The sequence below is a fragment of the Roseovarius sp. THAF9 genome (assembly GCF_009363715.1).
Taxonomy (GTDB): Bacteria; Pseudomonadota; Alphaproteobacteria; order Rhodobacterales; family Rhodobacteraceae; genus Roseovarius.
Window position 1 is genome coordinate 2,053,728 of sequence record NZ_CP045404.1, and the last position, 25,523, is coordinate 2,079,250.

Here is a 25,523-nt window from a genome sequence, read left to right on the forward strand (position 1 = left end):
CAATCAACGCCGCCTTGCCGCCAATTGCAACGCGCGACGGCGCGTCAGTCCTTCATGATTTCGCGCAAACGGGCCTCTTCCGCGGCGCTCAGGTCCGCCTCACCCTCCGGTTTGGCACCCGACCGACCCCGGATATAGACCGCCGCCAAAAGCCCGCCCAACAGCAACATCACCGGCCCCGCCAGCCACAGCACAAGGTTGCTGCCGCTCGCCACGGGGTTTAGCAGGACGTATTCGCCGTATCGGTCCACGACAAAATTAATGACCTCCTCGTCGCTGTCCCCCGCCACCAGCCGCTCGCGCACCAGCAGGCGCAGGTCGCGGGCCAGGTCGGCGTTGGAATCGTCGATGCTCTCGTTGCGGCAGACAAGGCAGCGCAGGCCCGAGGAGATCTCCCGCGCGCGCTCTTCCAGCGCCGGATCATCCAAAATCTCGTCCGGCTGCACCGCCCAGAGCGGCGAGGCCAAAAGGCATAGTATCAGAACCAGTCGTTTCATTCCGCCGGCACCCCCACGGCTCGGGTCTTGCGCGCCCCCGCCGCCACCCGATAGCGCCGGTCAGAGAGCGACAGCGCCCCCCCGATGGCCATCAGGATGGCACCGCCCCAGATCCAGTTCGCCAGCGGCTTGTAATAGGTCCGCACGGCCCAGCCGCCCGCCGCCTGCTCGTCGCCAATCACCACGTAAACGTCACGCAGGAAACCATTGTCGATCGCGGCCTCTGTCGTGGGCATCCCCGCGACCGGGTAAACGCGCTTTTCCGGGCTCAGCTGGCTGATCTCAGACCCGTTCCTGGACAAGCTCACATCAGCCATCGTGGACAGGTAATTCGGCCCTTCCACCTCGCGCACGTCGTCGAGCGTAATGGTCAGCCCCGCCACGTCGAAACTTTCGCCCACCTGCGCCACGCGGATATCCTCGGCTTCCCAGGCCAGCATCCCGGCGATCCCCGCGATGGTGACGCCGAACCCCGCATGCGCCACGGCCTTGCCCCAGTCCGCCCGCGGCAGGCGGCTCAGCCGCGACGTGCGCCCCCCGCCCCGGCCCGTCCGGCTCCACAGGTCCACCGCCGCACCCGACACCAGCCAGGCCGCCAGGAATAGGCCCACCGGCCCCAGCGCGCTGCGTTCGGTCTGCAAGGAATAGGCCAGCGCGCCCACCGCCACGGCCAGCACGAACGCCCCCGCCAACGGCCTCAGAACCCGGCCCAGGTTGCCCCGCTTCCACGGCAGCATCGCGCCCACCGGCAGGATCAGCCCCAGGACAACCATGAACGGCGTGAAGGCCATGTTGAAGAACGGCTCGCCCACGCTCAGCTTGCGGTCAAAGAGCAGCTCCGACACCAGCGGCCAGATCGTGCCAACGAAGATGACAAAGGCCGACACGCCTAACAGCACGTTGTTGGCCACCAGCATCGTCTCGCGGCTCACAAGGCCAAAGACACCCTTGGCCTGCATCGCCCCGGCCCGCGCGGTAAAGAGCGACAGGCCCAGCATCATGAAGAAGCCTGTGATCATCAGCAGGAATACGCCGCGCTCCGGGTCCGTCGCAAAGGCATGAACCGAAGTCAGCACGCCCGAGCGCGTGATGAACGCACCGATCATCGAGAACCCGAAGGCGATGATGGCGAGCAATATGGTCCAGCTTTTCAGCGACTCGCGCTTTTCCACAACGATGGCCGAATGCAAGAGCGCGGCGGCAATGAGCCACGGCATGAAGCTGGCGTTCTCCACCGGGTCCCAGAACCAGAACCCGCCCCAGCCCAGCTCGTAATAGGCCCACCAGGACCCCAACGCGATGCCGATGGTCAGAAAGATCCACGCCGCCAGCGTATAGGGCCGCACCCACCGCCCCCAGGCCGCATCCACGCGGCCTTCGATCAAGGCGGCCAGCGCGAAGGAATAGGTCATCGAAAGACCCACGTAACCGAGGTAGAGGAAGGGCGGATGGAACGCCAATCCCGGGTCCTGCAACAGCGGGTTCAAATCCCGCCCATCGAAAGGCGGCACTTCCATGCGCAGAAACGGGTTTGACGTGAACAGGATAAAAGCGAAGAACGCCACCCCGATCAGCGCCTGCATCGACAGCACCCGCGCCTTCAGCGTCGGCGGCAGGTTGCCCCCGAACCACGCGGCAAAGGCCCCGAACAGCGTCACGATCAGCACCCACAGCAGCATCGAGCCTTCGTGGTTCCCCCAGACGCCGGTAATCTTGTAAAGCATCGGTTTCGCGGAATGGCTGTTGGCCACCACCAGCTCCAGCGAGAAATCCGAGGTCACGAAGGCCCATGTCAGCGCCGCGAAGGCCCCCAGCGTCAGCACGAATTGCAGCGTGGCGGCGGGCTTGGCCACGGCCATCCACCCCGCCCATCGCTTGTGCGCGCCGATCAGAGGCACGACCGACTGAAAGCACGCCACGAAGAAGGCGAGGATGAGGGCGAAATGTCCAAGCTCGGTGATCATGGCCCGGTTATAGTCGCCCCGGGCCTCGCCTCCAACGGAAATCCGGAGCAGGCAGCGATCACATTGTCGCGGGCTCAGCCGCGCCATCGCTGCCCCCTGGGTGGGGGGCAGCGATGGCGAGGCGGTGCAGCAAGCTGCACCTTGATTCCGCGCCAGACAACTACCGCCCGTGGCTCGCGGCCTTCCATTCCCGAAGGGCTGCGTTCGGCTCGCCTTCCATCTCCTGCACCTGCAAGCTCAGCCCTGCATCATGCCCTGTATCCGCCACGCCCGCGCTGCCCGCCTCAAGCGCGCGCAAGGATCTCAGGTTGCCCACCACCTGCGGCGTGCGGGCCATGGTGGTGGCGATGGAACGTTGAAACTCCTGCCCCTTCGCCTGATGCCGCGCGCCGAAATAGAAACTCACGATCGCCCCCAGCAGCCACCACAACGGCTCGGGTACCAAAGCGATCCCCTGCATCCGTTCCGAAAACCAGATCGGGTCCACCATCGCGGCCACAAAGAGCCCTAGCGTCCCAAGCGCCATGGCCGGGCGTGGAACCCGGTTCAGCCCGTCGATGAACCGGTCGTACCACCCCTTGCGCTCGGCCTTGAACTCGGCCGCCAGCTGCGCCAGCGCCGCGCCCTGCAACTCCGCCGCGCGTTCGTCGGATTTCTCCGCATTCACCCGGAACACCTCGGCGGTTTCGGCCACGGCATTGCGCCCGCCGCCGAAGACCAGGCTCAGGACCGTCTCGATCAGTCCCATTTTGCCACCCGGTCCCGAAACTCCGCCGGCGTCATGTGATAGCGCGACGAGATGAACGCCTCGGCCCGGCGGATCCAGCCGCCCTTGCCCCCAGCCCGGTTGCGCGCGTATTTGCGCGACGCGGGGCGCTGATCGGCCAGCCGGAAATAGTAATTCCGCCGCGCGATCCCGTAAGCATCGGCAATATGCAGCGGCGCGACGCCATGCGCCAGTTCCGCCGCCTCGATGGTCTGCGGCCCAATGATGCCGTCGACGGCCACCTCGTGTCCCATCTGCCGCAACAGCCGCTGCAGGATCTTCACCGCATTGGCCCCGGCATTCACGTACATGTCGAACACAATGGCCTGCAAAACCTGCGGCAGGCGGGCGATGCCGGGCCGGTGGTAATAATGGTCAATGAAAATGTCCTGCGCCTGCGACCGGCTCAACCGGCGCACATCGGCCAAGTCCACATCCCCGTCACGGTCCAGGTCCATCCCCAGCCGCCGCATCGTGTGGATGGTCACGCCATGATTGGTGGCCCCGCCCGGGTCGTCGGGGTCATTCACGAACCCGCCTTCCCGCGCCAGGATATCCTCTGCGATCTCCGAGACAGTCTGCATTCCGCGCCCCCTTGGCCAGCGATTTGAACTCGCCGGCAAGGATTGTCAGGAATGGTTAATGCGTGGCTTAGCTACCGTCCGGTTCCTGGTAAACGCCCTGCTCCTTCAGCGCGTCGACCACTTCCTTGGGCATGTATTCCTCGTCATGCTTGGCCAGGATCTCGGTCGCGGTGAACACGCCGTCCTCGTAGCGGCCAAGCCCTACCATGCCCTCGTTCTCACCAAACAGGTCCGGCAGAACGCCGGTATAGCGCACCGGCACCGACGCACCGCCATCGGTTACGCTGAAGGTCACGGTCTCGCCCTCACCACGCACCAGCGTGCCTTCCTCGACCAGCCCACCAATGCGGAAGGTCTCCGAAGGTGCGGGCGGCTCAGCCATCACCTGGCTGGGCGAGCGGAAGAAGTTGATGCCGTCGCGCATGGCATAGCCGATCAGGCCCGTGGCCAGCACAAGCGCAATCGCTGTCACCGCGATGACTTGGATCCTTCTCTGTTTTTTCAGTGATTTCATCGCGCTACCCCGTCCTCCTCAGGGAAACTACGGAAACACCGGCGCCAGCATCAGCCCCGTCGTCTCGTCCAGATTTAACATCAGGTTGGCGTTCTGCAAGGCTTGCCCGCTCGACCCTTTGCACAGGTTGTCCAGCGCCGCGACCACGATGGCCCGCCCGTCGATACGGTCCGCCACCACCCCGATATGGCAGAAATTGCTGCCCCGCACATGCCGCGTGCTGGGCCCCTCGCCATAGGGCAGAACCTCGATGAACGGCTCACCGGCGTAGGCATTGTACAGGGTCTCGTACACCGCCTTCGCCTCGCCCTTCACATATCCGGTCGCCAATATCCCCCGGTTCGCCGGCACCAGATGCGGCGTGAACTGGATGCGCACGTCGCGCCCCGCGATGGCCGAAAACTCCTGGTCAAACTCGCCCAGATGCCGGTGCGTGCCCCCCAAAGCATAGGCGTGATACCCCTCCGAAAGCTCAGCATGAAGCAGGTTTTCCTTCAGCGACCGCCCTGCCCCCGACACCCCGCATTTGAGGTCCAGGATGATATCGTCGAGGTCGATTACCCCCGCCTCGATCAGCGGGCGCAGCACATATTGCCCGGTCGCGGCATTGCACCCCGTCCCGGCCACCAGGCGTGCGCCCTTGATGGCGTCGCGGTAGAACTCGGTCAGGCCATAGACGGCCTCCTGCTGCATCTCCACCGCCGCATGAGGATTGCCGTACCATTTCTCATAGGCGTCCGGATCGCGCAGCCGGAAATCCGCGCTCAGGTCGACGATCTTCAGGTCGTGGGGCAGCGCCGCGATCACTTCCTGGCTGGTCTTGTGCGGCAAGGCGCAGAAACACAGGTCGATCCCGGAAAAGTCGATCTCGTCGATCGTCACCAGCGTCGGCAGATCCAGATGCCGCAGATGCGGAAACGCCCGGCTCATGGTCTGCCCGGCCTTGGAGTTGGCCGATAAGGCGGCAATCTCCAGCTCGGGATGCGTCGCAATCAGCCGGACAAGTTCTGCGCCGGTATAGCCCGAGGCGCCCAGAATGGCGATCTTATGGGTCATGTCAGACCTCTTTCGTCAGTTAACAGTCATGTAAGGAAGAATGCGCGGACCCGCAATGCGACGCGCTGGCCTCAGGCGGCCTGAAACGTGATCCCGCGTCGCAGGAACTGCGTCGCCCGGTCCGAGGTGCGCTTGGGGTCGCCCGTGGTCAGGAACCGCACACCGGTTCCCCCCTCGGCCATCTCCGGGTGCCGCGCCAGGTAATCCGCCAGGCTCGCCGCCACCAGGTTGGGCTGAGAGAACACCTGCACCTCCGGCCCCAAGGCCGCCTGGAACACGTCCTCAACCAGCGGGTAATGCGTACAGCCCAGCACCGCGGCCTGCGGCTTGGGCATCTTGCGCTTGAGCGCATCCACATGGCTGCGCACCAGCGCCTCGGCCAGGATCATGTCACCGTCCTCGATGGCGTCCACTACCCCGCCGCAGGCCTGCGCCTCGACATCCACACCGATGGCGCGGAACGCAAGTTCGCGTTGGAACGCCCGGCTGCTGACGGTCGTGGGCGTGGCGAACAGCGCCGCGTGCTTCACCGCCACCTCGCGCGGGGGCGAGTTGTCGCCCCATTGCCGCTCAGTCAGCGCCTCGATCAGTGGCACAAAAACACCCAGAACCCGCTTGCCCGGCGGCACACCTTCCTCTTGCATCCGCCGCAACGCGGCCGCCGAGGCTGTGTTGCAGGCCAGGATCACAAGGTTGCAGCCCTCGTCATGCCACAGACGCTGCACATGGGCCTTCGTACGATCAAAAATATCCTCTGGGTCACGCACGCCATAAGGCGCGTTGGCATTGTCGCCCAAATACACCAGCGCCACCTCCGGCAGCCGCGCCTCCACGGCGTTCAGAACCGTCAGGCCGCCCAGCCCGCTGTCGAAAATCCCAACTGCCATCTGTCTCGCGCTGACTGCGCCCCTAGTCGTATTCGAAGCCAATCTCATCCGGGTTCACCGGACGCGTGCTAAGCTCATACGTCTTGTGCCGCAGAAACGCCATCATGGATTTCGTGTCCTTGGCCCGGGCGCGCAATTCCTCCTGCGGGATCGGCTGGCCCACCACGACCTGCACGCTTGTGTCCACGCGCTTGCAGAATTCCTTGATCAGAAGTCCCATGCGCAGAGTGTAATGCATGTGGCTGGCCAGCTGAAACAACCGGCTGGTATGCCCCTCGAAGAACACCGGCACCACCGTCGCGTCCGACTTCGCCACCATCCGCGCCGTGAACCCGCGCCAGCCGGGGTCGAGCGGCTGGGCAAAGGGTTTCGCCGCCGTGCTGACCGTGCCGCCCGGGAAAATCCCGATGGCCCCGCCGTCATGCAAATAGTCCAGCGCCGTCTTCCGCGTCTCGATATTCAGCGCGACGGCCTCTTTCGTCTCGTCAAAGCTGATCGGCAGGATGATCCGGTTCAAATCCTCGGCCTTGCGAAAGACCTTGTGCGCCAGGATGCGGAAATCGCCCCGCGTCTGGCTCAGGATATGCCCCATCATCAGGCCATCCAGAATACCATACGGATGGTTCGCGATCAGGATCAGCGGCCCGGTGCGCGGAATGTTCGACAGGCACCCGCCCACCACGTCCAGCGTCAGGCCATAGCGCTCCACCATCACCTGCCAGAAATCACGGCCCGCCGCGACCTCCTGCTCATAGCCCGCCGCCCGCTTGATCAGGCGAATGCGGCCGGTCAGGTTTTCCATCGTGCGGATCATGGCGCGGCCCCCGCGGGTCTGCGCCGAGTAGGCATAGCTGATGTCACGGGCCACGTGGCGTTCCTGGCGCATCTCACCTTCCATCTCGATTCGCGTGCAGCGTTTTTACATCGCGGCCCGGGTAACAGGTGAATGAAGTTTTTGTAACGCAGACGGGGCCGCGCAGGCCCCGCCGGGCGGCCTACTGTGCCGCCCGTGCCACGTCCTGCCCACCCTCGCGGATCACCTGCAAAAGATGCTCGCGCTGCTTGGCCGCCTTGCGGGCGTTCTCCATCTTCACCGGCCCGAAGCCCCTGATCTGCAGTGGCAATTCCGCCAGCGCCACGATGGCGTCCTGGGTCTTGCCGTCCAGCTTTGGCAGCACCTCGGCCATGTCGGCCTCGTACTCGCGGATCAGCGCGCGTTCCATCCGCCGCTCCTCGCTATAGCCGAAAATATCCAGCGGCGTGCCGCGCAAGCCCTTGAACTTGGCCATCAGGCGCATCGGCTTTTCCATCCACGCGCCGAATTGCCGCTTCTTCGGCCGCCCGTCTGGCCCGGTCTTGCTCAGGATCGGCGGGGCAAGGTGAAACGTCATGTCGAAATCGCCCGCGAACTCTTCCTCGGCCTTCTTCCGGCTCTGGATCAGCAGGCGCGCGACTTCGTATTCGTCCTTGTAACTCAACAGCTTGTGATAGCCCAAGGCCACCGCCTCGCGAACGGTTCCGTTCTCGATCCCATCGACCAGCTTGCGATACCGCTTGGCCAGCCGCTTGCCCTGATAGCCGACAAGGTGATCTGCCCGGAACGCGATCTTCTCCTCCAGCGACTTCGGCTTTTCCACCACGTTCGGCGTCACCATGCGGTCCGCCTCCTCGGGGTGCTCCGCGGCCCACCGCCCGATATCGAAGGCCCGCAGGTTCCGCTCCACCGCAGCGCCGTTCAGCTCGATCGCGGCGTCGATCGACGCCTTGGACAAGGGCACAAGCCCCCTCTGCCACGCGGCTCCAAAGATGATCATGTTGGAAAAGATCGCGTCGCCCATCGCCACCCGCGCCAGCTCACTTGCGTCGAACAGCACCACGTCATCCTGCATCCGCGCCTTCAGCGATAGCGCAAGCTGGTCGGTCGGCAGCGTGAACTCGGTGTCGCGGGTGAAATCTCCGGTCATGATCTCGTGGCTGTTGACCACGCCGCCCGTGCGCCCCATCCGCGTCAGGCCCAGCGTCTTGGCCCCGGCGCTGGTCACCAGGTCACCGCCGATCAGCGCGTCCGCCTCGCCCGTGGCGACCCGGATGGCACTGATATCGCTCGGTTTCTCGGCAAGCCGGCAGTGGATATGCACCGCGCCGCCCTTCTGCGCCAGCCCTGCCATTTCCATCATGCCCGCGCCCTTGCCGTCGATCTGCGCCGCCTGCGCCATCACCGCGCCGATGGTCACGACGCCCGTGCCACCGACGCCGGTGATCACCACATTATATGTCCCGTCGATCTTGGGCAGCGCGGGCTCCGGCAGATCCGGCAGGTCCAGATCCGCCGAAGCCTCTTTCCGAATCTTGGCGCCTTCCAACGTCACGAAGGACGGGCAGAACCCCTTGAGGCACGAGAAATCCTTGTTACAGCGCGACTGGTCGATGGCTCGCTTGCGCCCCAGTTCCGTCTCTTTCGGCACGATGGCCACGCAGTTCGACTGCACGCCGCAATCGCCGCAGCCTTCGCAGATATCGGTGTTGATGAACACGCGCTTGTCCGGGTCCGGAAACGTGCCGCGCTTGCGGCGGCGGCGTTTCTCGGCGGCGCAGGTCTGCACGTAAATAATGGCAGATACGCCTTTGATTTCCTGAAACTTCTCTTGAACCTCCATCATTTCGGCCCGCTCGTGCCAGCCGATGCCGGACGGAAAATGCGACTTCTCCGGCTCTTCCTTCTCGTCATAGACAACAGCGATGTGCTCCACGCCCATCGACTGCAATTCGCGTGCAATCCGGTCCGGCCCCAAGCCACCCTCGTTGGTCTGCCCGCCGGTCATGGCGACCGCGTCGTTGTAAAGGATCTTGTAGGTGATGTTCACACCCGCAGCCAACGCGGCGCGAATGGCCAGAACGCCCGAATGGTTGTAGGTCCCGTCCCCGAGGTTCTGGAACACGTGCTCGCGGTTGGAAAACGGCGCCTCGCCGATCCAGTTGGCCCCTTCCGCGCCCATATGGGTGAACCCACTCGTCTCGCGGTCCATCCACAGCGACATGATGTGGCACCCGATCCCGGCATAGGCGCGCCCGCCCTCGGGCACCTTGGTCGAGGTGTTGTGCGGACAGCCCGCGCAGAAATACGGCAACCGCGCCGCCAGTTCTTCGGCGTTATCCGATTTCTTCGCTTCATCAATCAGTTGCAGGCCGGCCTTCACGCGGTCCGTACCGCGGCCTTCCTCCACCAGGATCGTGCCGATCTTCTCGGCCACCATCACCGGGTCCAGCGCCATGCGCGTCGGGAACAGCTCTTCGGAATGCAGGCCGCCCGCGCCGCCCTTGTACCAGCCATAGACGCGCCGCCCTTGGCGATCGTCGAAAATCGCCTCTTTGATCTGGATCTCGATCAGCTTGCGCTTTTCCTCGACCACCACGATCAGGTCCAGTTCCTCGGCCCAGTCGTGAAAGCCCTTCATGTCCATCGGGAAGGTCTGGCCCACCTTGTAGGTCGTCAGCCCCAGCCGCTCGGCCTCGGCCGCGTCGATCCCCAGCATGTCCAGCGCATGCGTTAGGTCCAGCCAGTTCTTGCCCGCGGCCACGAATCCGATTTTCGCGCCGGGTTTTCCCCACACCCGCTTGTCGATTTTATTCGCATGGGCAAAGGCTTCGGCGGCGAACCTCTTGTGGTCGATCATCCGCGCTTCCTGCGCGATCCAATGATCCCCCAAGCGGATGCTCAGCCCCCCATCCGGCATATCGAACTCCGGCATCACGAAATTCATCCGGTCAAGGCTGCCATCGACGACGCTGGTCACCTCCACCGTGTCCTTCATGGTCTTCAGCCCCGCCCAGACGCCCGCAAAACGCGACAGCGCGAACCCGTAGAGGCCGAAATCCAGGATCTCCTGCACCCCCGCCGGCGACAGCACCGGCATGTAGGCATCCACCAGCGCCCAATCCGACTGATGGCAAACCGTGGAACTCTCCCCCGTATGGTCGTCGCCCATGGCCATCAGCACGCCGCCCAGGGGCGCGGTCCCGGCCATATTGGCGTGCCGCATCACGTCGCCCGAGCGGTCCACCCCCGGCCCCTTGCCGTACCACAGGCCGAAGACGCCATCGTGCTTGCCCTCACCGCGCAGCTGCGCCTGTTGCGTGCCCCACAGGGCCGTCGCCGCCAGATCCTCGTTCAGCCCCGGCTGAAAGGTCACGTTCGCCTCGGCCAGCACCTTTTCCGCTCGCGCCATCTGCATATCCACCGCGCCCAGGGGCGAGCCGCGATAGCCCGTTACGTATCCGGCGGTATTGTGCCCCTCGGCCCGGTCCCGTGCGGCCTGCATCAGCATCAGCCGTACAAGGGCCTGCGTGCCATTCAGCAGAATCTGCGATTTGGACAGGTCCAGCCGGTCGTTCAGGGAAATCTTCTGATCGCTCATCTCGTCCTCCCATGGCGCTTGCGCGATCTCGCGCAATTGCTAAGAATATAGGCGTATATTAGGTCAATATATGTGACCTAAGCGGGAATTTCACGCGAATTCGGCGGTATCGGCTGTGATCCGCAAAGGATTTTCTGCTATTGCGCGCTCGGGGATTGGATCGAATTGAAAGTTGCGGGATGGATTGGGACAAACTGAGAATATTTCACGCGGTGGCCGATGCCGGCAGCCTCACACATGCCGGTGACCAGCTTCACCTGTCGCAATCGGCCGTCTCGCGGCAGATTCGCGCGCTCGAAGAATCACTCAACGCCACGCTCTTTCACCGCCACGCCCGCGGCCTGATCCTGACCGAGCAGGGCGAGCTTCTGTTCGACGCCACCCGCGCCATGGTGAAGCGTCTGGACGCCGCCACCGCCCGCATCCGCGACAGCGAAGAGGAAGTGTTCGGCGAGTTGCGCGTGACCACCACCATCGGCTTCGGCACGCTCTGGCTGGCCCCCCGCCTGCCCAAGCTCTTCGCGACCTACCCAGACCTCAACATCGACCTGATGCTCGAGGAACGCGTGCTCGACCTACCCATGCGCGAGGCCGACGTGGCCATCCGCATGAAGGAACCCAGCCAGGCTGACCTCATTCGCAAGCGGCTGATGATGATCAACATGTGCCTTTTCGCGACCCAGAAGTACCTCGACGAGCGCGGCACGCCGGAACGGATGGAAGACCTCAGCCAGCACCGCATCCTTTGCCAGAACCCTCGGTCGGCCCAGGTCGGCGCGGGCGCGACACTGGTCAGCGAGCTGATGACCTACGATATCCCCTCGCTGCTGACGGTGAACAACTACTACGGCGTGCTGCAGGGCGTGCTCAACAATTTGGGAATCGGCGTCCTGCCCGACTACCTCGGCCAGGATTTCGACCAGATCGTGCGCGTCCTGCCAGAGGTCCAGTCATCCGACGTGCCGGTCTTCCTTGCCTACCCTGAGGAGTTGCGCCAGTCGCAGCGCATCAAGGCGTTCCGCGACTTCGTTCAGGAAGAGATTGTTCTCTATCGCAAAAACGTCGCGAAATAGGGCGCCACACCCCCTCGGACGCCGCCGAAATAGCAGCCATGCGGCAACAGCATAGCAGGTTTTCACACACTGCGGCCTCTTTACTCTTGATCGCTCGAAAAACGGGCACTAATTGCACGGCATGACGGTGATCAACCCGATCACGTCATACCTCCCTGTTGGACTATGGCCGAGCTTATTGCTCGGCCTTTTTTTGTCAGATCGCCGGGATCTCGGCCCCCGCCAAGGGCGACAGCGCCTTCGGCCCGCCTTCGGTGATGACGATCACCTCCTCATGCACCATGCACAGCCCCCCGGGCCGGTCGATCCCCGGCTCCAGCGTGATCACCATGCCGGGCGCCAGCACGGTCTGATCCCGCGCTGTCAACGACAACCCCTCGGTCAGCTGCATCCCCAGACCGTGCCCCAGCCGTCCCGCGGTCTCGCCCGCGTCGACGATCCCGGCCATGGCCTGCCACAGCTCGCAAGCGCGCGCACCGGGCCGAGCGATCTCCATCGCCGCCGCCGTGGCCTCGATCAGTCGCGCATGCGCCTCCGCCACGCCGGCGCCGACATGTCCCACGGCGAAATTGCGGTCGAAGTCACAGAAATACCCGTCCCGCACCGCGCCCGTGTCCAGCATCAGCACGTCCCCCGCCCGCAACGGCGTCTCGGGCGCGGGCGAGATCACGTCCGCGTACCCGCCCTGCGCCGCGCCCCCGGCCAGGTAGGGCACCCAGTCCGCGCCCTCCTCCAGCAAGAGGCGCTGAAAATCACGAAAGACCTGCGCAAGCGGGCGACCTTCCCCCGCGATCTCGGGCACCCGGGCAAAGGCGCGGCCCGCGATGGCGCAGGCGGTTTCGATCTTGGCGATCTCGGAGGGAGATTTCACCGCCCGCAGCCGCGCCACGATGCCGGCATCATTTGTGAAAGGCAGACCCGCCAGCTCCTTCACCCGCGCGAAATCGTCCAAAGGCATCCGCAGATGCGTCTCGTACCCCATTGGCACGCCGACCGGCCCGCCCACCTCGCGCAGCGTCGCCGCCAGCAGGCTCACGCCGTCATCCTCGGGCGCGGGCGCAGACCACGTGCGGATATCCTCGACCCATGTGCGCCCCATCAGCGCCGCCCCGATCGACGGAATCACCGCCTTGGGCGGCCCTTCGCGGGGTACCACCACGAACCACGGACGGCTCGGGCTTTCCCAGAACCGCGTCAGGAAGCCGGTGAAATACCGCACATCCGCCTCGGTCGTCAGCAAGAGCGCGCCCAGCCCCGCCCGGTCCATCAGCACCTGCGCCCGCGCGGTCCGCGTCTCGTACTCCGCCCGCTCGAACCCCCGGTTCATCCGTCGTTTTGCTCACTCAGGATGCACAGCACCCGCGCGTCGGGTCCAAGGCCCATCAACCGGGCGGCGGCCAGCCCCGCCGCCCCCGATTCCGTGCTCTCCAGCCCCATCAGCTTCAATTCCTGTAGCACCTCCGCCGCCTCATCCTCGCTGAGGGTCACGAAGGCGTCGGCATCCCGCGACAGACCACGCAGCGCAATCAGCGACGGCTCCTTGCAGTCGAGCCGCCCCATGGCCGAGACGGGGCCTTCGGTGGCGACGGGCCGCCCCGCCTCGATGCTGGCCTGCAACGCCGGTGCGGCCTCAGGCTCCACCACCACAATCCGCGGCTCCGCGCCCCAATGCTGACGAAAAAGCGCCGCGCAGGCCCCCGCCAGCCCACCGACCCCGGCTTGCAGGAAGATATGCGTAGGCACCTCCGGCATCTGTCGCACGGCCTCTTTGGCCATCACCAGGTAGCCTTCCATCAGCCGCCACGGCAGATCGACATATCCGGGCCAAGAGCTATCGGACAACAGCGTCCAGCCATTGTCTTTCGCGGCCTGCTCGGCGGCTTTCATGCTGGATTCATAGTCGGCCCCGGCCCGCACCACTTCCGCGCCCATGTCGCGCAGCCGTGCAGCAAAGCTCTCGGGCACCGTCTCGGCGATATAGACCACCGCCTTCGCGCCAAAGACCTTGGCCCCGGCGGCCACCGACATCCCGTGATTGCCCGCGCTTGCGGTGACATAGGTCCGCCCCGTCAGCGCAGTCGTCATGTCCTTCGCCCCCGTCGCCGCGGCCTCATGGGCAATCACATACGCCGCCCCAAGCGCCTTGAAGCTGCCCAGCCCCATGCGCCCGCGCTCGTCCTTCACAAACAGCGTGGTGCCGAACGCCTCGCGCCGCTCCAGCGGCGTTTCCCCATGCGCCGGGCACTGCGCCAGCAGGGCCAGGGGTGCGGCGGCGTCCACGCTAGGGCCGGGGATCTCGTCCAGCACCCCATCCACCAGCCCCTGCCCGCGCCACGGGTTCTCGATCGTCTTCATGGCAACTCCTTTTCGCACAACCCGACGGCATCGCGCGGCATCCGTCAAGGCCCATGGCACACACCGCGCCGCACCCCCTTCCCCCCGCTGCATTCATGTCCTAATAGGGGCGCCATCTGCACCGCACCTTGGGGGACATGTTTCACATGCAGGAACCGGCCATCACGTCCGAACTGATCGCGGCCCACGGGCTCAAGCCCGACGAGTACGACCGTATCCTCGAAATCATCGGCCGCGAACCGAGCTTCACCGAGCTTGGCATCTTCTCGGCCATGTGGAACGAGCATTGCTCCTACAAGTCCTCCAAGAAGTGGCTGCGCACCCTGCCCACCGAAGGCCCCCAGGTGATCTGCGGCCCGGGCGAGAATGCGGGCGTCGTCGATATCGGCGACGGCCAGGCCGTCGTCTTCAAGATGGAAAGCCACAACCACCCCTCCTATATCGAGCCCTATCAGGGCGCGGCCACCGGCGTCGGCGGCATCCTGCGCGACGTCTTCACCATGGGCGCGCGCCCCATCGCGTCGATGAACTCGCTGTCCTTCGGCGAGGTGGCCCATCCCAAGACCCGCCAGCTGGTGCATGGCGTGGTCGAGGGCATCGGCGGCTACGGCAACTGCTTCGGCGTGCCCTGCGCAGGGGGCGAAGTGCGCTTCCATCCGGCCTATAACGGCAACTGCCTCGTGAACGCCTTCGCGGCGGGCCTCGTGGACGCCGACAAGATCTTCTACTCCGCCGCCTCCGGCATCGGCATGCCCGTCGTCTACCTCGGCGCGAAAACCGGCCGCGACGGCGTCGGCGGCGCCACCATGGCCTCCGCCGAATTCGACGAGACCATCGAGGAAAAGCGCCCCACCGTGCAGGTCGGCGACCCCTTCACCGAAAAACGCCTGATGGAGGCCACGCTGGAACTGATGGCCACCGGCGCCGTCATCTCGATTCAGGACATGGGCGCTGCCGGCCTCACCTGTTCCGCCGTGGAAATGGGTGACAAGGGCGGCCTCGGCGTTAAGCTGAACCTCGACGCCGTGCCGCAGCGCGAGGCGAACATGACCGCCTACGAGATGATGCTGTCCGAATCCCAGGAACGCATGCTCATGGTCCTGCGCCCGGAAAAAGAGCCCGAGGCCCGCGCCGTGTTCGAGAAATGGGACCTCGACTTCGCCATCGTCGGCGAGACCATTGCCGAGGACCGCTTCCTCATCATGCACAAGGGCGAGGTCATGGCCGACCTGCCGCTCGCCACCCTCTCGGGCAGCGCGCCGGACTACGACCGCCCTTGGGAGGAACCTGAAACGCCCGAGGCGCTCGACGATGCGAACGTACCCAATGTCGATCCCATCGACGGGCTGAAGGCGCTCATCGGTTCGGTCAACTACTGCGCCAAGCAGTGGGTCTATGAACAATACGACACGATGGTGATGGCCGACAGCGCCCGCACGCCCGGACAGGGCGCCGGCCTCATCCGCGTCCACGGTACGGACAAACACCTCGCCTTCACCTCCGACGTCACGCCCCGCTACGTCAAGGCAAACCCTTTTGAGGGCGGCAAACAGGCGGTGGCCGAGGCCTATCGCAACCTCACGGCATTGGGCGCCGTACCGCTCGCGACGACCGACAACCTCAATTTCGGAAACCCGGAAAAACCCGCGATCATGGGCCAGTTCGTCATGGCAATCAAAGGCATCGGCGAGGCCGTCGCGGCGCTCGACATGCCGATCGTGTCCGGCAACGTCTCGCTCTACAATGAGACCGACGGCAGCGCCATCCTGCCCACCCCCACCATCGGCGCCGTAGGCCTTATCAAAGACCCCGAAACCGCCATCACCGGCCAGGCCCGCGACGGCCACGTGGCCCTGCTGGTTGGGGAAAGCAACGGCCACCTGGGCCAATCCGCATTGCTGGCCGAGGTCTACAACCGTGTCGAAGGCGACGCGCCGCCCGTCGATCTCGACGCCGAGAAACGCAACGGCGACTTCATCCGCGCCAATGCCAAATACATCAAGGCCTGCACCGATCTCTCTGACGGCGGCCTCGCATTGGCCGCCTTCGAGATGGCCGAGGCGGCCGGCGTCGGAATCTGCCTCGACAGCGACGAGACCGCGACGCTTTTCGGCGAGGACCAGGCCCGCTACCTCGTGGCCTGCAACTTCGACCAGGCCGAGGCGCTGATGATCGCCGCGGGCCGGGCGGGCGTGCCGATCCAGTCCGTGGGCCGCTTCACAGGTAGCGACGTCCAGATGGGCCGCTCCAGCGCTCCGCTCGAAGAACTGGCCGCGATCTACCGCGGCACGTTCGGCGACACCTTCGCCTGACGGCCCGGCCCATCAGCCCACACCGTAGGGCGGGGGACCAACCCTCTTCGCCGCCCCGGACTTGATCCGGGGCCTCGGCCCCCCAAGCGGTCCCGGATCAAGTCCGGGACGCGTCGCACAGAACACCCCGCTCTCGGCCTATCACGTTTGCGTCGGGGACCTTGGCGGACCCGCCGTCCCCTGCCATTCTTTCGGACGCCATTGTCCGAAAGGTCCCCCTCATGTTCCGCCTGCCTCTGATCCTCGCCCTCGTCACGCTGCCCCTCATGGCCGCCGCGCAGGACAGCGAAATGCCCGACCCGGATATCCCGGCCGAGGCGCCCATGACTCTCGATCGGCTGGACACGATCCTGAACTCGCTGGACGAGAATGCCCAAACCGACGGCCGCGTCTGGCAACTGACAATCGCCGGCACACCTGTCCTGATCATCACCGATCCCGACAATGACCGCATGCGCGCCCTCTCCCCGGTGTCCGATCTCGCAGACGTGCAGATCGACACGCTCCAACGGATGATGCAGGCCAATTTCGACACCGCGCTCGACGCCCGATACGCCATCGCCAAGGACATGGTTTGGTCCACCTACATCCACCCACTCCGCCCGCTGGAAAAGGATCAGCTGATTTCGGGCCTCGGCCAGGTGGTCAACCTCGTTCAGACCTACGGCACGCTTTACACCGGCGGCGCGATGCAGTTCGGCGGCGGCGACAGCGGCGCCTTGCAGCGCGACCTCATTGACGAGCTTCTGAAGAAGGGCGAAGAACTCTGACGCGGCGCGAACCGTGCAGTCATGACATATGAGTATTTAGAGGAACAGTGAAAGCACGCCCCCACGCCCACTTTCACTGTTCTTTAAATACTCAAAATCCGACATCCGCCGTCCCCGCGCACACGTCCGTCGCTTGCACTCTGCCCCCACCCTCTCTACATCAGGGGCAGACACCAAGGAGACGCGCACATGCCCATGCAAGTCCAGGAAATCGAGGACCTGATCCGCGAGACTTTCCCCGACGCCAAGATTACCATCACCGATCTGGCGGGCGACGGGAACCACTACGCGGCCGAGGTTATCGACGAAAGCTTCCGGGGCAAGAACCGCGTCCAGCAGCAGCGCGCCGTTTATGCCGCGCTCAAGGGCAAGATGGACGGCCCCTCGGGCGACCTGCACGCCCTCGCGCTGACCACCAAGGCCCCGGACTAGGCCCATGAGCTGGACGCTGATCATCCTGCTGGTCCTGGTTGCCGCCGCCATCGCCGCGGTCGCCATCGTGGGTCAGCGCAAATCCCCCGGCAAACGCGGCAGCGAACCGGGTGAAGGGATGCACGTCCTTGAATCCGACTACCAATCCGGCATGGGCGGCGGCAACGTGCGGCGGTGGGAAATCCCCCGCGACCCGCAGGCCTATGCCAAAATCTTTGCACCGAAGGACACCAAGAAATGAGCGATCCCAAGACGCAAATCGAAGAAACGAACAAAGCGAACGACGTGGTGCTTTACATGAAGGGCACCAAGACAATGCCCCAATGCGGGTTTTCGTCCCGCGTGGCGGGCGTTCTGAATTACATGGGCGTGGAGTATACGGATGTGAACGTTCTGTCCGATGACGGCATCCGTCAGGGCATCAAGGACTATTCCGACTGGCCCACCATCCCGCAGCTCTACGTGAAGGGCGAATTCGTCGGCGGCTGCGACATCATCACCGAGATGACGCTCTCGGGCGAGCTCGATACGCTCTTTGAGGAAAACGGCGTCACCTACGACAAGGACGCCGCCGAGAAGATCCGCGAAGCCAACGCCTGAGCCGACCTTTCGATCCGGTTAATTCAAGGCGCGGTCCCCGCTCGGGGGCCGCGTTTTTCTTTGTGACTGCTTAACGGCGCGCGGTCTGTTCATTCCGGCCTCCGGACAATGGCACCGCCGCGATACCACCCGAATACCGACGCGATACCGACGTGGGTTTTCAGTTCCGATTCGCCTTTAAGACATTGGCCACAGGATCAAAAACAGCCCCGCCGCGAACGCCACCACCCGCAGCGGCCAGCCTTTCTTCAGGACCAGTGACAGGCTGACCAGCGCCAGCCCCGCGCCCACCTTCACCGCCGCCAGAACCGCCCCTCCCGGTGCCTCGGCCAACGCCATCAGGTTCGGGTTCGCCACCAGCCCCAACGGGATCAGGTACAGCCCCACGCCCAGCGTCATTGCCGTCAGCGCGACCCGCAGCCAGTTCTCTCCGATCATGCCCGCCGCGATGAACACCGCGCCACAGACGGGCGGCGTGATGGTCGACAAAAGGGCGTACCAGAAGACGAACAGATGCGCCTGCAACGGCGCCATACCCAGCTCGATCAGCGCCGGCCCAGCGACCGAGACACAGATCACATAGGCCGCCGTGGTCGGCACCTCCATGCCCAAGATCAAGCAGGCAAAAGCAGTCAACAGCAGCGATGGCCACAGCATCCCGCCCGAGGCTGACAGGATCAGCGAGGTGATCTTGACCCCCAGCCCCGTGACGCCCAGCACGCCGATGACCAATGAGGCGCAAAAGATGATCGCCCCGATCAGCGCCACCTGCCGCGCCGCCGTCATCACCGCCGTCTCGGCCCGCGCCAGCGCCCGCGACAGGTTTATCCGCAGGTCCGACCCCAGCAGCAACAGCGCCGCCCCGGCAAAGATCGACAGGCAGGCCGCGTATTGCGGCGTCACGCCCATGCCGAACATTCCCCATAGCAGGATCAGGAACGGCACCAGAAAAAATGCCGAGGTAACAAGCACATCGCGCCTTACGGGCCGGTCCTCGGCGGAAATGCCCCGCAGATCGAAGCGCATCGTGTAGCCGTCGATCCCGACCCACACGGCCCAGAAATAGAGCAGCGCCGGAAGCGCGGCGGCAGCCATGATGCCGGTATAGGGCACGCCCGTCAGCTCGACCATGACGAAGGCTCCCGCCCCCATCAGTGGCGGCATGATCTGCCCGCCAGAAGACGCGACTGCCTCCACCGCGCCGGCGATCCGCTTGGGGTATCCCAGCTTCTCCATCGCCGGCAGCGTCACCGCTCCGGTCGAGGCGACGTTGGCCGAAGCCGAGCCGGAAATGGATCCGAACAGCGCCGAACTCAGCACCGACACCTTCGCCGCGCCGCCCCTCAATCGCCCGGCAGCGGCGGCAGCCACGTTCATGAAGCCCTGCCCCGCCTCGCCCGCGTTCAGCACCGCGCCGAAGATGACAAAGATCGCCACCACGTTCACCGACACCTGCGTCAGCGATCCCCAAAGCGCGCCTTCAGCGATGGTCAGCGTGCCCAGAAAGCTCTCGATCGGCGTGCCCGAATGGCCAAATCGACCGGGGATATATTGCCCGAAGAGACCGTAGAGCAAGGCAATTGCCGCCACCAGCGGCAACGGCCAGCCGATCGCCCGCCGCGCGGCCTCCAGCACCACGAGGATCAGCACGGCGGCGATGGCCACCTGCCCCGGCCCTTCGAGAAACCCGTACTGGTCGCCCAGCATGTCGCGGTTGAATACGACCCACAACGCCGCGCCCACGCCAAGCGCGGCCAGCACGTAGCCGCTCTGGCGCATCAGCCCCGCCTGCCCCCAGACCAGCACCCAGGGCAGCACGAAAACCAGGTGCATCGGACGGCTGACAAGGTTAGGGACCAGCCCCCAGAACGCCAGCCCGATATGAAACACCACCGAGGCCAGCGCCAGGCCAAGCCAGAAAAACCGCGCAGGACCGACCTGCGCGGCGGGATCGGGGGTCGTCAGGCTCACGTGGTCACTTCTGAGCGTCGGTCAGCGCCATGCCTGCCTCTTCGTAATACTGCACAGCGCCGGGATGAATCTGGCCGGTGATATTCTCCATCAGGCCTTCGTCCACGCCGTTCCACCATGCCGCACTCTCGCCCAGCTTGGCCTTGTTCTCCCAATAGGTCTTGGTCAGCTGATAGGCCGTCTCGTCATCCATCTTGGTGGTCGTATAGGCCGCCACCGGCAGCGAGGTCGTCACGATATCCTCGTCCTGCCCCGCATAGGTGCCGGCAGGAATGACCAGCTTGGTGCGCTTGGTTTCGGCGATCTGGTCATCGCTCATCGACAGCACCGTCACGCCGGTCGAGGCCGCGGCCTCGACGACGTTTGGCGCGGGCCAGGACCCCGCAGTCACGAACCCGTCGATCTGGCCGTTCTGCATCGCCGGCACTGCGTTCGACAGCTCCACGTCCGCGATCTCGACCTTGCCCTCCAGCCCGAAAAGGCCAAGGTATTTCTCGCCCTCACGCGCACCAAAGCTGCCCTTGCCCAGCAGGATCGTCTTGCCTTCGAGGTCGGCGAAACTCTCCGCGCCACTCTCCTCGGACATGACGAAATGCATGGTCAGCGACGGGATCGGGAAAAGCGCGCGGATATCGTCAAAGGCCGGGTCGCCCTTGCCCTCGAACATCGCCTTGCCGCCCTGCGCCAGGCTGACCAGCACCGGGGGCGTGGTAAAGACATAGTCAGCCCCCCGCGCCCGCACTTCCATCACGTTCTGCACGGACCCTTGGCTTTCCTCGACGGTCACGCTGATCTCACCGTCCGAGGCCTCTTGCATTGCTTCGGCGATCTGCACGCCCATCTGGTAATAGGACGAGGCCGTCTTGGCAGACTTATAGGTCACGCGCGTCTCGGCGGCCGCCGGCAGCGCCAGCATGGAGCCGGCCAGAACGGCGGCGGTAAAAAGGTGCAACTTCATCGTATCCTCCCAACTGTCTAGGGCGCATCAAGACACGCGCCCCGGGCAGGGTCAATGGTCAGATATCCAGCGTATGATCCTTTTCCCACTGGCTGAAATGCGCCATGTAGGAATCCCATTCCTGCCGCTTCATCTTGAGGAACGCGGACGAAAACTCGTCACCCAGCATCGCCTTCAACTCCTTGTCCTTGTCGTAAAGACGCAAGGCATCCAGCATGTTCAGCGGCAGCTTGGGTGCGCCGCGCACCTTGTGGCCCTCGGCATACATGTCGATGTCGTACCGCTTGCCCGGATCGGCCTTGGACCGGATCCCGCTGAGACCCGCCGCGATGACCACGGCCTGCAACAGGTACGGGTTCGCAGCCCCATCCGCAAGCCGCAGCTCGAACCGCCCCGGCCCCGGCACGCGCACCATGTGGGTGCGGTTGTTGCCGGTCCACGTCACCGTGTTGGGCGCCCATGTGGCCCCCGACGTGGTGCGCGGCGCGTTGATCCGCTTGTAGCTGTTGACGGTCGGATTGGTGATCGCCGCCATCCCGCTGGCGTGCTTCATGATCCCGCCCAGGAAATTTGCGCCCCGATCCGACAGGCCCAGCTCCGCCGTCGGGCTGCCCTCGGCGGTGTCGGTGGCGAATACGTTGGTCTTGGCCTTGGCCCCCGGCGCATCCCAGACCGAGATATGCACATGCGCGCCGTTGCCGGTCAGACCCTCGACAGGCTTGGGCATGAAGGTCGCGCGAAAGCCGTGCTTTTCGGCCACCGACTTGGTCATGAACTTGAAGAACGAATGCCGATCGGCGGTTACCAACGCATCGTCAAACTCCCAGTTCATCTCGAACTGGCCGTTCGCGTCCTCGTGGTCGTTCTGATACGGGCCCCAGCCCAGATCCAGCATGTAGTCGCAGATCTCGCGCACAACGTCATAGCGGCGCATCACCGCCTGCTGGTCATAGCACGGCTTTTCGGCCGTATCGAACTCGTCCGACAGCGCTTTGCCGTCCGGCGTCAGCAGGAAATACTCCGCCTCGACGCCCGTCTTGACGTGCAGGCCCTCGTCCGCGGCCTCGTCGATCAGACGGCGCAGCACGTTGCGGGGCGCTTGGGCCACGTCCTCGCCTTCCATCACCGGATTGGCGGCCACCCAGGCCACCTCGGGTTTCCACGGCAGTTGGATGACCGACTCCGGGTCCGGCACGGCCAGCATGTCGGGATGCGCCGGTGTCATGTCCAGCCACGTGGCAAAGCCCGCGAACCCTGCGCCATCCTCCTGCATCTCGGCAATCGCCTGCGCCGGCACCAGCTTGGCGCGTTGTCCGCCAAAGAGGTCCGTGAAGGAAATCATGAAATACTTTACGCCATTCTTGTCGGCGAACTTCGCCAGGTCCGTGGCCATTGTCGTCTCCCCGTGTCTTGTCGTTGTTAATTATTGTTCGCGATTACATACCGCCCTGCCCGGGAATCCAAGAGGTTCCGGCCAAAGGCACCCGCGCCATGGCGGCGGCCTCCACGGTAAGGGCTTGTAAATCTTCTGGCTCCAGATTGTGCACATGGTTCTTGCCGCAGGCCCGGGCCAGCGTCTGGGCCTCCAGCGTCAGAACCTTGAGGTAATTGTTCAACCGCCGCCCGGCCTCGACCGGATCGAGACGCTTGGACAATTCCGGGTCCTGCGTGGAAATCCCGGCAGGGTCGCGGCCTTCGTGCCAGTCGTCATAGGCCCCGGCGGTGGAACCGAGCGCGTTGTACTCGGTCTCCCACTTGGGGTCGTTGTCGCCGATGGCCACCATGGCCGCCGTGCCGATGCTGACCGCGTCGGCGCCAAGCGCCAGCGCCTTGGCGACGTCGGCGCCCGTGCGGATGCCGCCTGACACGATCAGCTGCACCTTGCGGTGCATGCCCAGTTCCTGAAGCGCGGCCACGGCCTCGCGGATACACGCCAGCGTCGGGATGCCGACATGTTCGATAAAGACATCCTGCGTGGCCGCCGTGCCGCCCTGCATGCCGTCGATCACCACCACGTCCGCGCCGGCCTTCACGGCCAGCGTCGTGTCGAAGAACGGACGCGCCGCGCCGACCTTGACATAGATGGGCTTTTCCCAGCCGGTGATCTCGCGCAGCTCGAGTATCTTGATCTCCAGATCATCCGGCCCCGTCCAGTCCGGATGACGACAAGCGGAGCGCTGGTCGATCCCCTTTGGCAGCGTGCGCATCTCGGCCACGCGGTCCGATATTTTTTGGCCCAGCAGCATCCCGCCGCCGCCGGGCTTGGCGCCCTGACCCACCACCACCTCGATGGCGTCGGCCTTGCGCAGGTCGTTGGGGTTCATGCCGTAACGGCTCGGAAGGTATTGATAAACCAGTGTTTTCGACTGCCCGCGCTCTTCGGGTGTCATGCCACCGTCGCCCGTGGTGGTCGATGTGCCCGCCATCGACGCCCCGCGCCCGAGCGCCTCTTTGGCCTGTGCCGACAGCGCGCCGAAACTCATGCCCGCAATGGTGATCGGGATCTTCAGTTCGATCGGGTTCTTGGCATAGCGCGACCCCAGCACGACATTGGTGTCGCAGCGCTCGCGATAGCCCTCCAGCGGGTAACGCGACATGGACGCGCCCAGGAACACCAGGTCGTCGAAATGCGGTACCTTCCGTTTGGCCCCGCCGCCGCGGATATCATAGATGCCGGTGGCGGCCGCGCGCCGGATTTCCGCATTCACATCGGGCGTGAAGGTATTGGAATATCTCGGCAATGTCTGTGGTGCCGTCTTGTCATCCTTGGCCATGGTCCGGCTCCTCAATACGCGTTGTCGATGTCGAAATTATAGAGCTTGCGGGCAGAGCCATAGCGCTTGAACTCGGACGGATTTGCGTCAATCCCCGCCTGTTCCAGAAGCTCGGTCAGCTTCTCGACATGCTCGGGCCGCATCTCCTTTTCGATGCAATCAGCGCCGAGGCTTTTCACGCTGCCCCGCACGAACAGCTTTGCCTCGTAGATCGAGTCGCCAAGCGCATCGCCCGCATCACCGCAGACCACCAGGTGCCCCGCCTGCCCCATGAAGGCCGACATATGCCCCACATTGCCGCCCACCACGATATCGATCCCCTTCATCGAGATCCCGCAGCGGGACGACGCGTTGCCCTTGATCACCAGAAGACCACCATGCCCGGTCGCCCCGGCATACTGGCTGGCGTCGCCGTCGACGATCACGGTGCCGCTCATCATGTTCTCGGCCACACCGGGCCCGACATTGCCCGCGACCCGCACGGTCGCTTGGCTATTCATGCCCGCGCAGTAATACCCGGTCGACCCCGTCACGGTCACATCCAGCGGCGCATCCAGTCCTACCGCAATCGCATGGCTGCCGCGCGGATTGACCACTTCCCAGCCGGTCTCGTTGCCGCTGGCTCCTTGCAGCGCGGCATTCAACCCGCGCAGCCCATCCGCTTCCAAATCGTAAATCTGCATCTCAATGGCTCCAGAAATAAACGGTGGCGGGTTCGGGCTCCCACACGCGGGCATCCTCGATCCCCGGCAGGTTCACCAACGCGCGATACTCGCTGCCGAAGGCCACGTATTGATCGGTTTCGGCCATCACGGCCGGTTTGCAGGCGATGGGATCGCGCACCACGCCGAACCCATCCTTGGTGCCGACGACAAAGGTGTAGAACCCATCCAGGTCGCCCAACCCCGCCTCCAGTGCTTCGCCAAGGCTATGACCTTGCTGCATTTTCCATGTCAGGTAGGCTGCCGCGACCTCGGTGTCGTTCTCGGTTTCCACCTCGACGCCCTCACGCGCCAACTGCCGGCGCAGCGCGTTGTGATTGCTGAGCGAGCCGTTATGCACAAGGCACTGATCCGCGCCCGTGGAAAACGGGTGCGCGCCCAGCGTGGTGACCGCGCTTTCCGTGGCCATGCGGGTGTGCCCGATGCCATGACTGCCGGTCAGCTTGGGAATGTCGAACCGTTTTGCCACGTCCCCCGGCAGGCCGACTTCCTTGTAGATCTCGATAATATCGCCCGCACTCATCACCCGTATATCCGGACGCAGCCGCTTGATCGCCTGCCGCGCCGCCGACAGCTTGTCCTGTGGCAGGTTCAGCACCGCGTGAGTGTCGATCACCCGTTGCTCGATGCGCGCGCCGATCTCCTTGCCGATCTCCTCTGCGAGCCCCTCGAACTGGCTCGGCTCGGCGGCTTGCAGCGTCAGTTTCGCCTGCCCGTCCCGATCCGTGCCGTAGACGGCGATCCCCGCACTGTCGGGCCCGCGGTCGGACATCGTGATCAGCATATCAGTCAGCATTTCGCCCAAGCGCGGCTCAAGCGTTTTGTCCTTCAGGAACAGTCCAACGATTCCACACATGACGATGTCTCCTATGT

At 64.6% G+C, this 25,523-nt stretch carries 23 protein-coding genes; 6 read left to right on the forward strand and 17 right to left on the reverse strand.

Annotated elements, in window-relative coordinates; genetic code table 11:
- Positions 1–44: 44 nt before the first annotated feature.
- From FIU86_RS10180 to FIU86_RS10220, 9 genes are all read right to left on the reverse strand, one after another.
- Positions 45–497 (reverse strand): cytochrome c-type biogenesis protein, encoded by a 453-nt coding sequence (locus FIU86_RS10180; RefSeq protein WP_152474983.1) that lies wholly within the window; start codon positions 495–497, stop codon positions 45–47.
- Positions 494–2,461 (reverse strand): heme lyase CcmF/NrfE family subunit, encoded by a 1,968-nt coding sequence (locus tag FIU86_RS10185; RefSeq protein ID WP_152474984.1) that lies wholly within the window; start codon positions 2,459–2,461, stop codon positions 494–496. Before FIU86_RS10185 ends, FIU86_RS10180 begins: the two co-directional genes overlap by 4 nt.
- Positions 2,462–2,621: 160 nt before the next feature.
- Positions 2,622–3,209, reverse strand: coding sequence for a holin family protein (locus tag FIU86_RS10190; protein WP_172977486.1), 588 nt, complete (start codon positions 3,207–3,209; stop codon positions 2,622–2,624).
- Positions 3,200–3,811, reverse strand: a complete 612-nt coding sequence (locus FIU86_RS10195; protein ID WP_152474985.1) for a holin-associated N-acetylmuramidase — start codon at positions 3,809–3,811, stop codon at positions 3,200–3,202. The genes FIU86_RS10190 and FIU86_RS10195 overlap by 10 nt, the downstream gene beginning before the upstream one ends.
- A 67-nt stretch (positions 3,812–3,878) precedes the next feature.
- Positions 3,879–4,325, reverse strand: coding sequence for a cytochrome c maturation protein CcmE (gene ccmE / locus FIU86_RS10200; RefSeq protein WP_152474986.1), 447 nt, complete (start codon positions 4,323–4,325; stop codon positions 3,879–3,881).
- Between the two features lie 27 nt (positions 4,326–4,352).
- A complete protein-coding gene (gene argC / locus FIU86_RS10205) occupies positions 4,353–5,381 on the reverse strand; it encodes an N-acetyl-gamma-glutamyl-phosphate reductase (RefSeq protein WP_152474987.1) in 1,029 nt (342 codons plus the stop codon).
- A gap of 71 nt (positions 5,382–5,452) precedes the next feature.
- On the reverse strand, positions 5,453–6,268 hold the full coding sequence (locus tag FIU86_RS10210) for a glutamate racemase (RefSeq protein WP_152474988.1): 816 nt from the start codon (positions 6,266–6,268) through the stop codon (positions 5,453–5,455).
- Positions 6,269–6,290: 22 nt separating this feature from the next.
- Positions 6,291–7,154 (reverse strand): lysophospholipid acyltransferase family protein, encoded by an 864-nt coding sequence (locus FIU86_RS10215; protein ID WP_152474989.1) that lies wholly within the window; start codon positions 7,152–7,154, stop codon positions 6,291–6,293.
- A gap of 109 nt (positions 7,155–7,263) precedes the next feature.
- Complete coding sequence (locus FIU86_RS10220; protein ID WP_152474990.1) at positions 7,264–10,683, reverse strand: indolepyruvate ferredoxin oxidoreductase family protein; 3,420 nt, start codon at positions 10,681–10,683, stop codon at positions 7,264–7,266.
- Positions 10,684–10,862: 179 nt separating this feature from the next.
- Here FIU86_RS10220 and FIU86_RS10225 point away from each other — a divergent pair, with 179 nt between their 5' ends.
- Positions 10,863–11,756, forward strand: coding sequence for a LysR family transcriptional regulator (locus FIU86_RS10225; RefSeq protein ID WP_152474991.1), 894 nt, complete (start codon positions 10,863–10,865; stop codon positions 11,754–11,756).
- A 196-nt stretch (positions 11,757–11,952) separates the two neighbouring features.
- On the opposite strand, the gene FIU86_RS10230 is transcribed toward FIU86_RS10225, so the two are convergent.
- Positions 11,953–13,083, reverse strand: coding sequence for a Xaa-Pro peptidase family protein (locus FIU86_RS10230; RefSeq protein ID WP_152474992.1), 1,131 nt, complete (start codon positions 13,081–13,083; stop codon positions 11,953–11,955).
- Entirely contained in the window at positions 13,080–14,111 is a 1,032-nt protein-coding gene (locus FIU86_RS10235; RefSeq protein WP_152474993.1) for a pyridoxal-phosphate dependent enzyme, read from the reverse strand. The genes FIU86_RS10230 and FIU86_RS10235 overlap by 4 nt, the downstream gene beginning before the upstream one ends.
- A 146-nt stretch (positions 14,112–14,257) precedes the next feature.
- Here FIU86_RS10235 and purL point away from each other — a divergent pair, with 146 nt between their 5' ends.
- The 5 genes from purL to grxD all read left to right on the forward strand — a co-directional run bounded on the left by purL (position 14,258) and on the right by grxD (position 18,225).
- Positions 14,258–16,423, forward strand: a complete 2,166-nt coding sequence (gene purL / locus FIU86_RS10240) for a phosphoribosylformylglycinamidine synthase subunit PurL (RefSeq protein WP_152474994.1) — start codon at positions 14,258–14,260, stop codon at positions 16,421–16,423.
- Positions 16,424–16,644: 221 nt separating this feature from the next.
- Complete coding sequence (locus FIU86_RS10245) at positions 16,645–17,193, forward strand: hypothetical protein (RefSeq protein ID WP_152474995.1); 549 nt, start codon at positions 16,645–16,647, stop codon at positions 17,191–17,193.
- A gap of 189 nt (positions 17,194–17,382) precedes the next feature.
- Positions 17,383–17,625, forward strand: a complete 243-nt coding sequence (locus tag FIU86_RS10250; protein ID WP_057793905.1) for a BolA/IbaG family iron-sulfur metabolism protein — start codon at positions 17,383–17,385, stop codon at positions 17,623–17,625.
- A 4-nt stretch (positions 17,626–17,629) separates the two neighbouring features.
- The gene (locus FIU86_RS10255; protein WP_152474996.1) at positions 17,630–17,866 is read left to right on the forward strand and encodes a hypothetical protein; all 237 of its coding nucleotides are present in this window, start codon (positions 17,630–17,632) and stop codon (positions 17,864–17,866) included.
- Entirely contained in the window at positions 17,863–18,225 is a 363-nt protein-coding gene (gene grxD / locus FIU86_RS10260; protein ID WP_152474997.1) for a Grx4 family monothiol glutaredoxin, read from the forward strand. Before FIU86_RS10255 ends, grxD begins: the two co-directional genes overlap by 4 nt.
- Before the next feature lie 177 nt (positions 18,226–18,402).
- On the opposite strand, the gene FIU86_RS10265 is transcribed toward grxD, so the two are convergent.
- Genes FIU86_RS10265 through FIU86_RS10290 form a run of 6 tightly spaced genes read right to left on the reverse strand, consistent with a single transcriptional unit; the run spans position 18,403 to position 25,506 of the window.
- Entirely contained in the window at positions 18,403–20,196 is a 1,794-nt protein-coding gene (locus FIU86_RS10265; protein ID WP_254703797.1) for a TRAP transporter fused permease subunit, read from the reverse strand.
- Between the two features lie 4 nt (positions 20,197–20,200).
- A complete protein-coding gene (locus FIU86_RS10270; RefSeq protein WP_152474998.1) occupies positions 20,201–21,154 on the reverse strand; it encodes a TAXI family TRAP transporter solute-binding subunit in 954 nt (317 codons plus the stop codon).
- A gap of 58 nt (positions 21,155–21,212) precedes the next feature.
- Positions 21,213–22,547, reverse strand: a complete 1,335-nt coding sequence (gene glnT, locus FIU86_RS10275; RefSeq protein ID WP_152474999.1) for a type III glutamate--ammonia ligase — start codon at positions 22,545–22,547, stop codon at positions 21,213–21,215.
- A gap of 43 nt (positions 22,548–22,590) precedes the next feature.
- A complete protein-coding gene (locus FIU86_RS10280) occupies positions 22,591–23,928 on the reverse strand; it encodes an FMN-binding glutamate synthase family protein (RefSeq protein ID WP_152475000.1) in 1,338 nt (445 codons plus the stop codon).
- Between the two features lie 11 nt (positions 23,929–23,939).
- Positions 23,940–24,611, reverse strand: a complete 672-nt coding sequence (locus FIU86_RS10285) for a GXGXG domain-containing protein (protein WP_152475001.1) — start codon at positions 24,609–24,611, stop codon at positions 23,940–23,942.
- 1 nt (position 24,612) lies between these two features.
- Positions 24,613–25,506: a glutamine amidotransferase family protein gene (locus FIU86_RS10290; RefSeq protein ID WP_152475002.1), complete on the reverse strand. Its 894-nt coding sequence runs from the start codon at positions 25,504–25,506 to the stop codon at positions 24,613–24,615.
- Positions 25,507–25,523 lie beyond the last annotated feature (17 nt).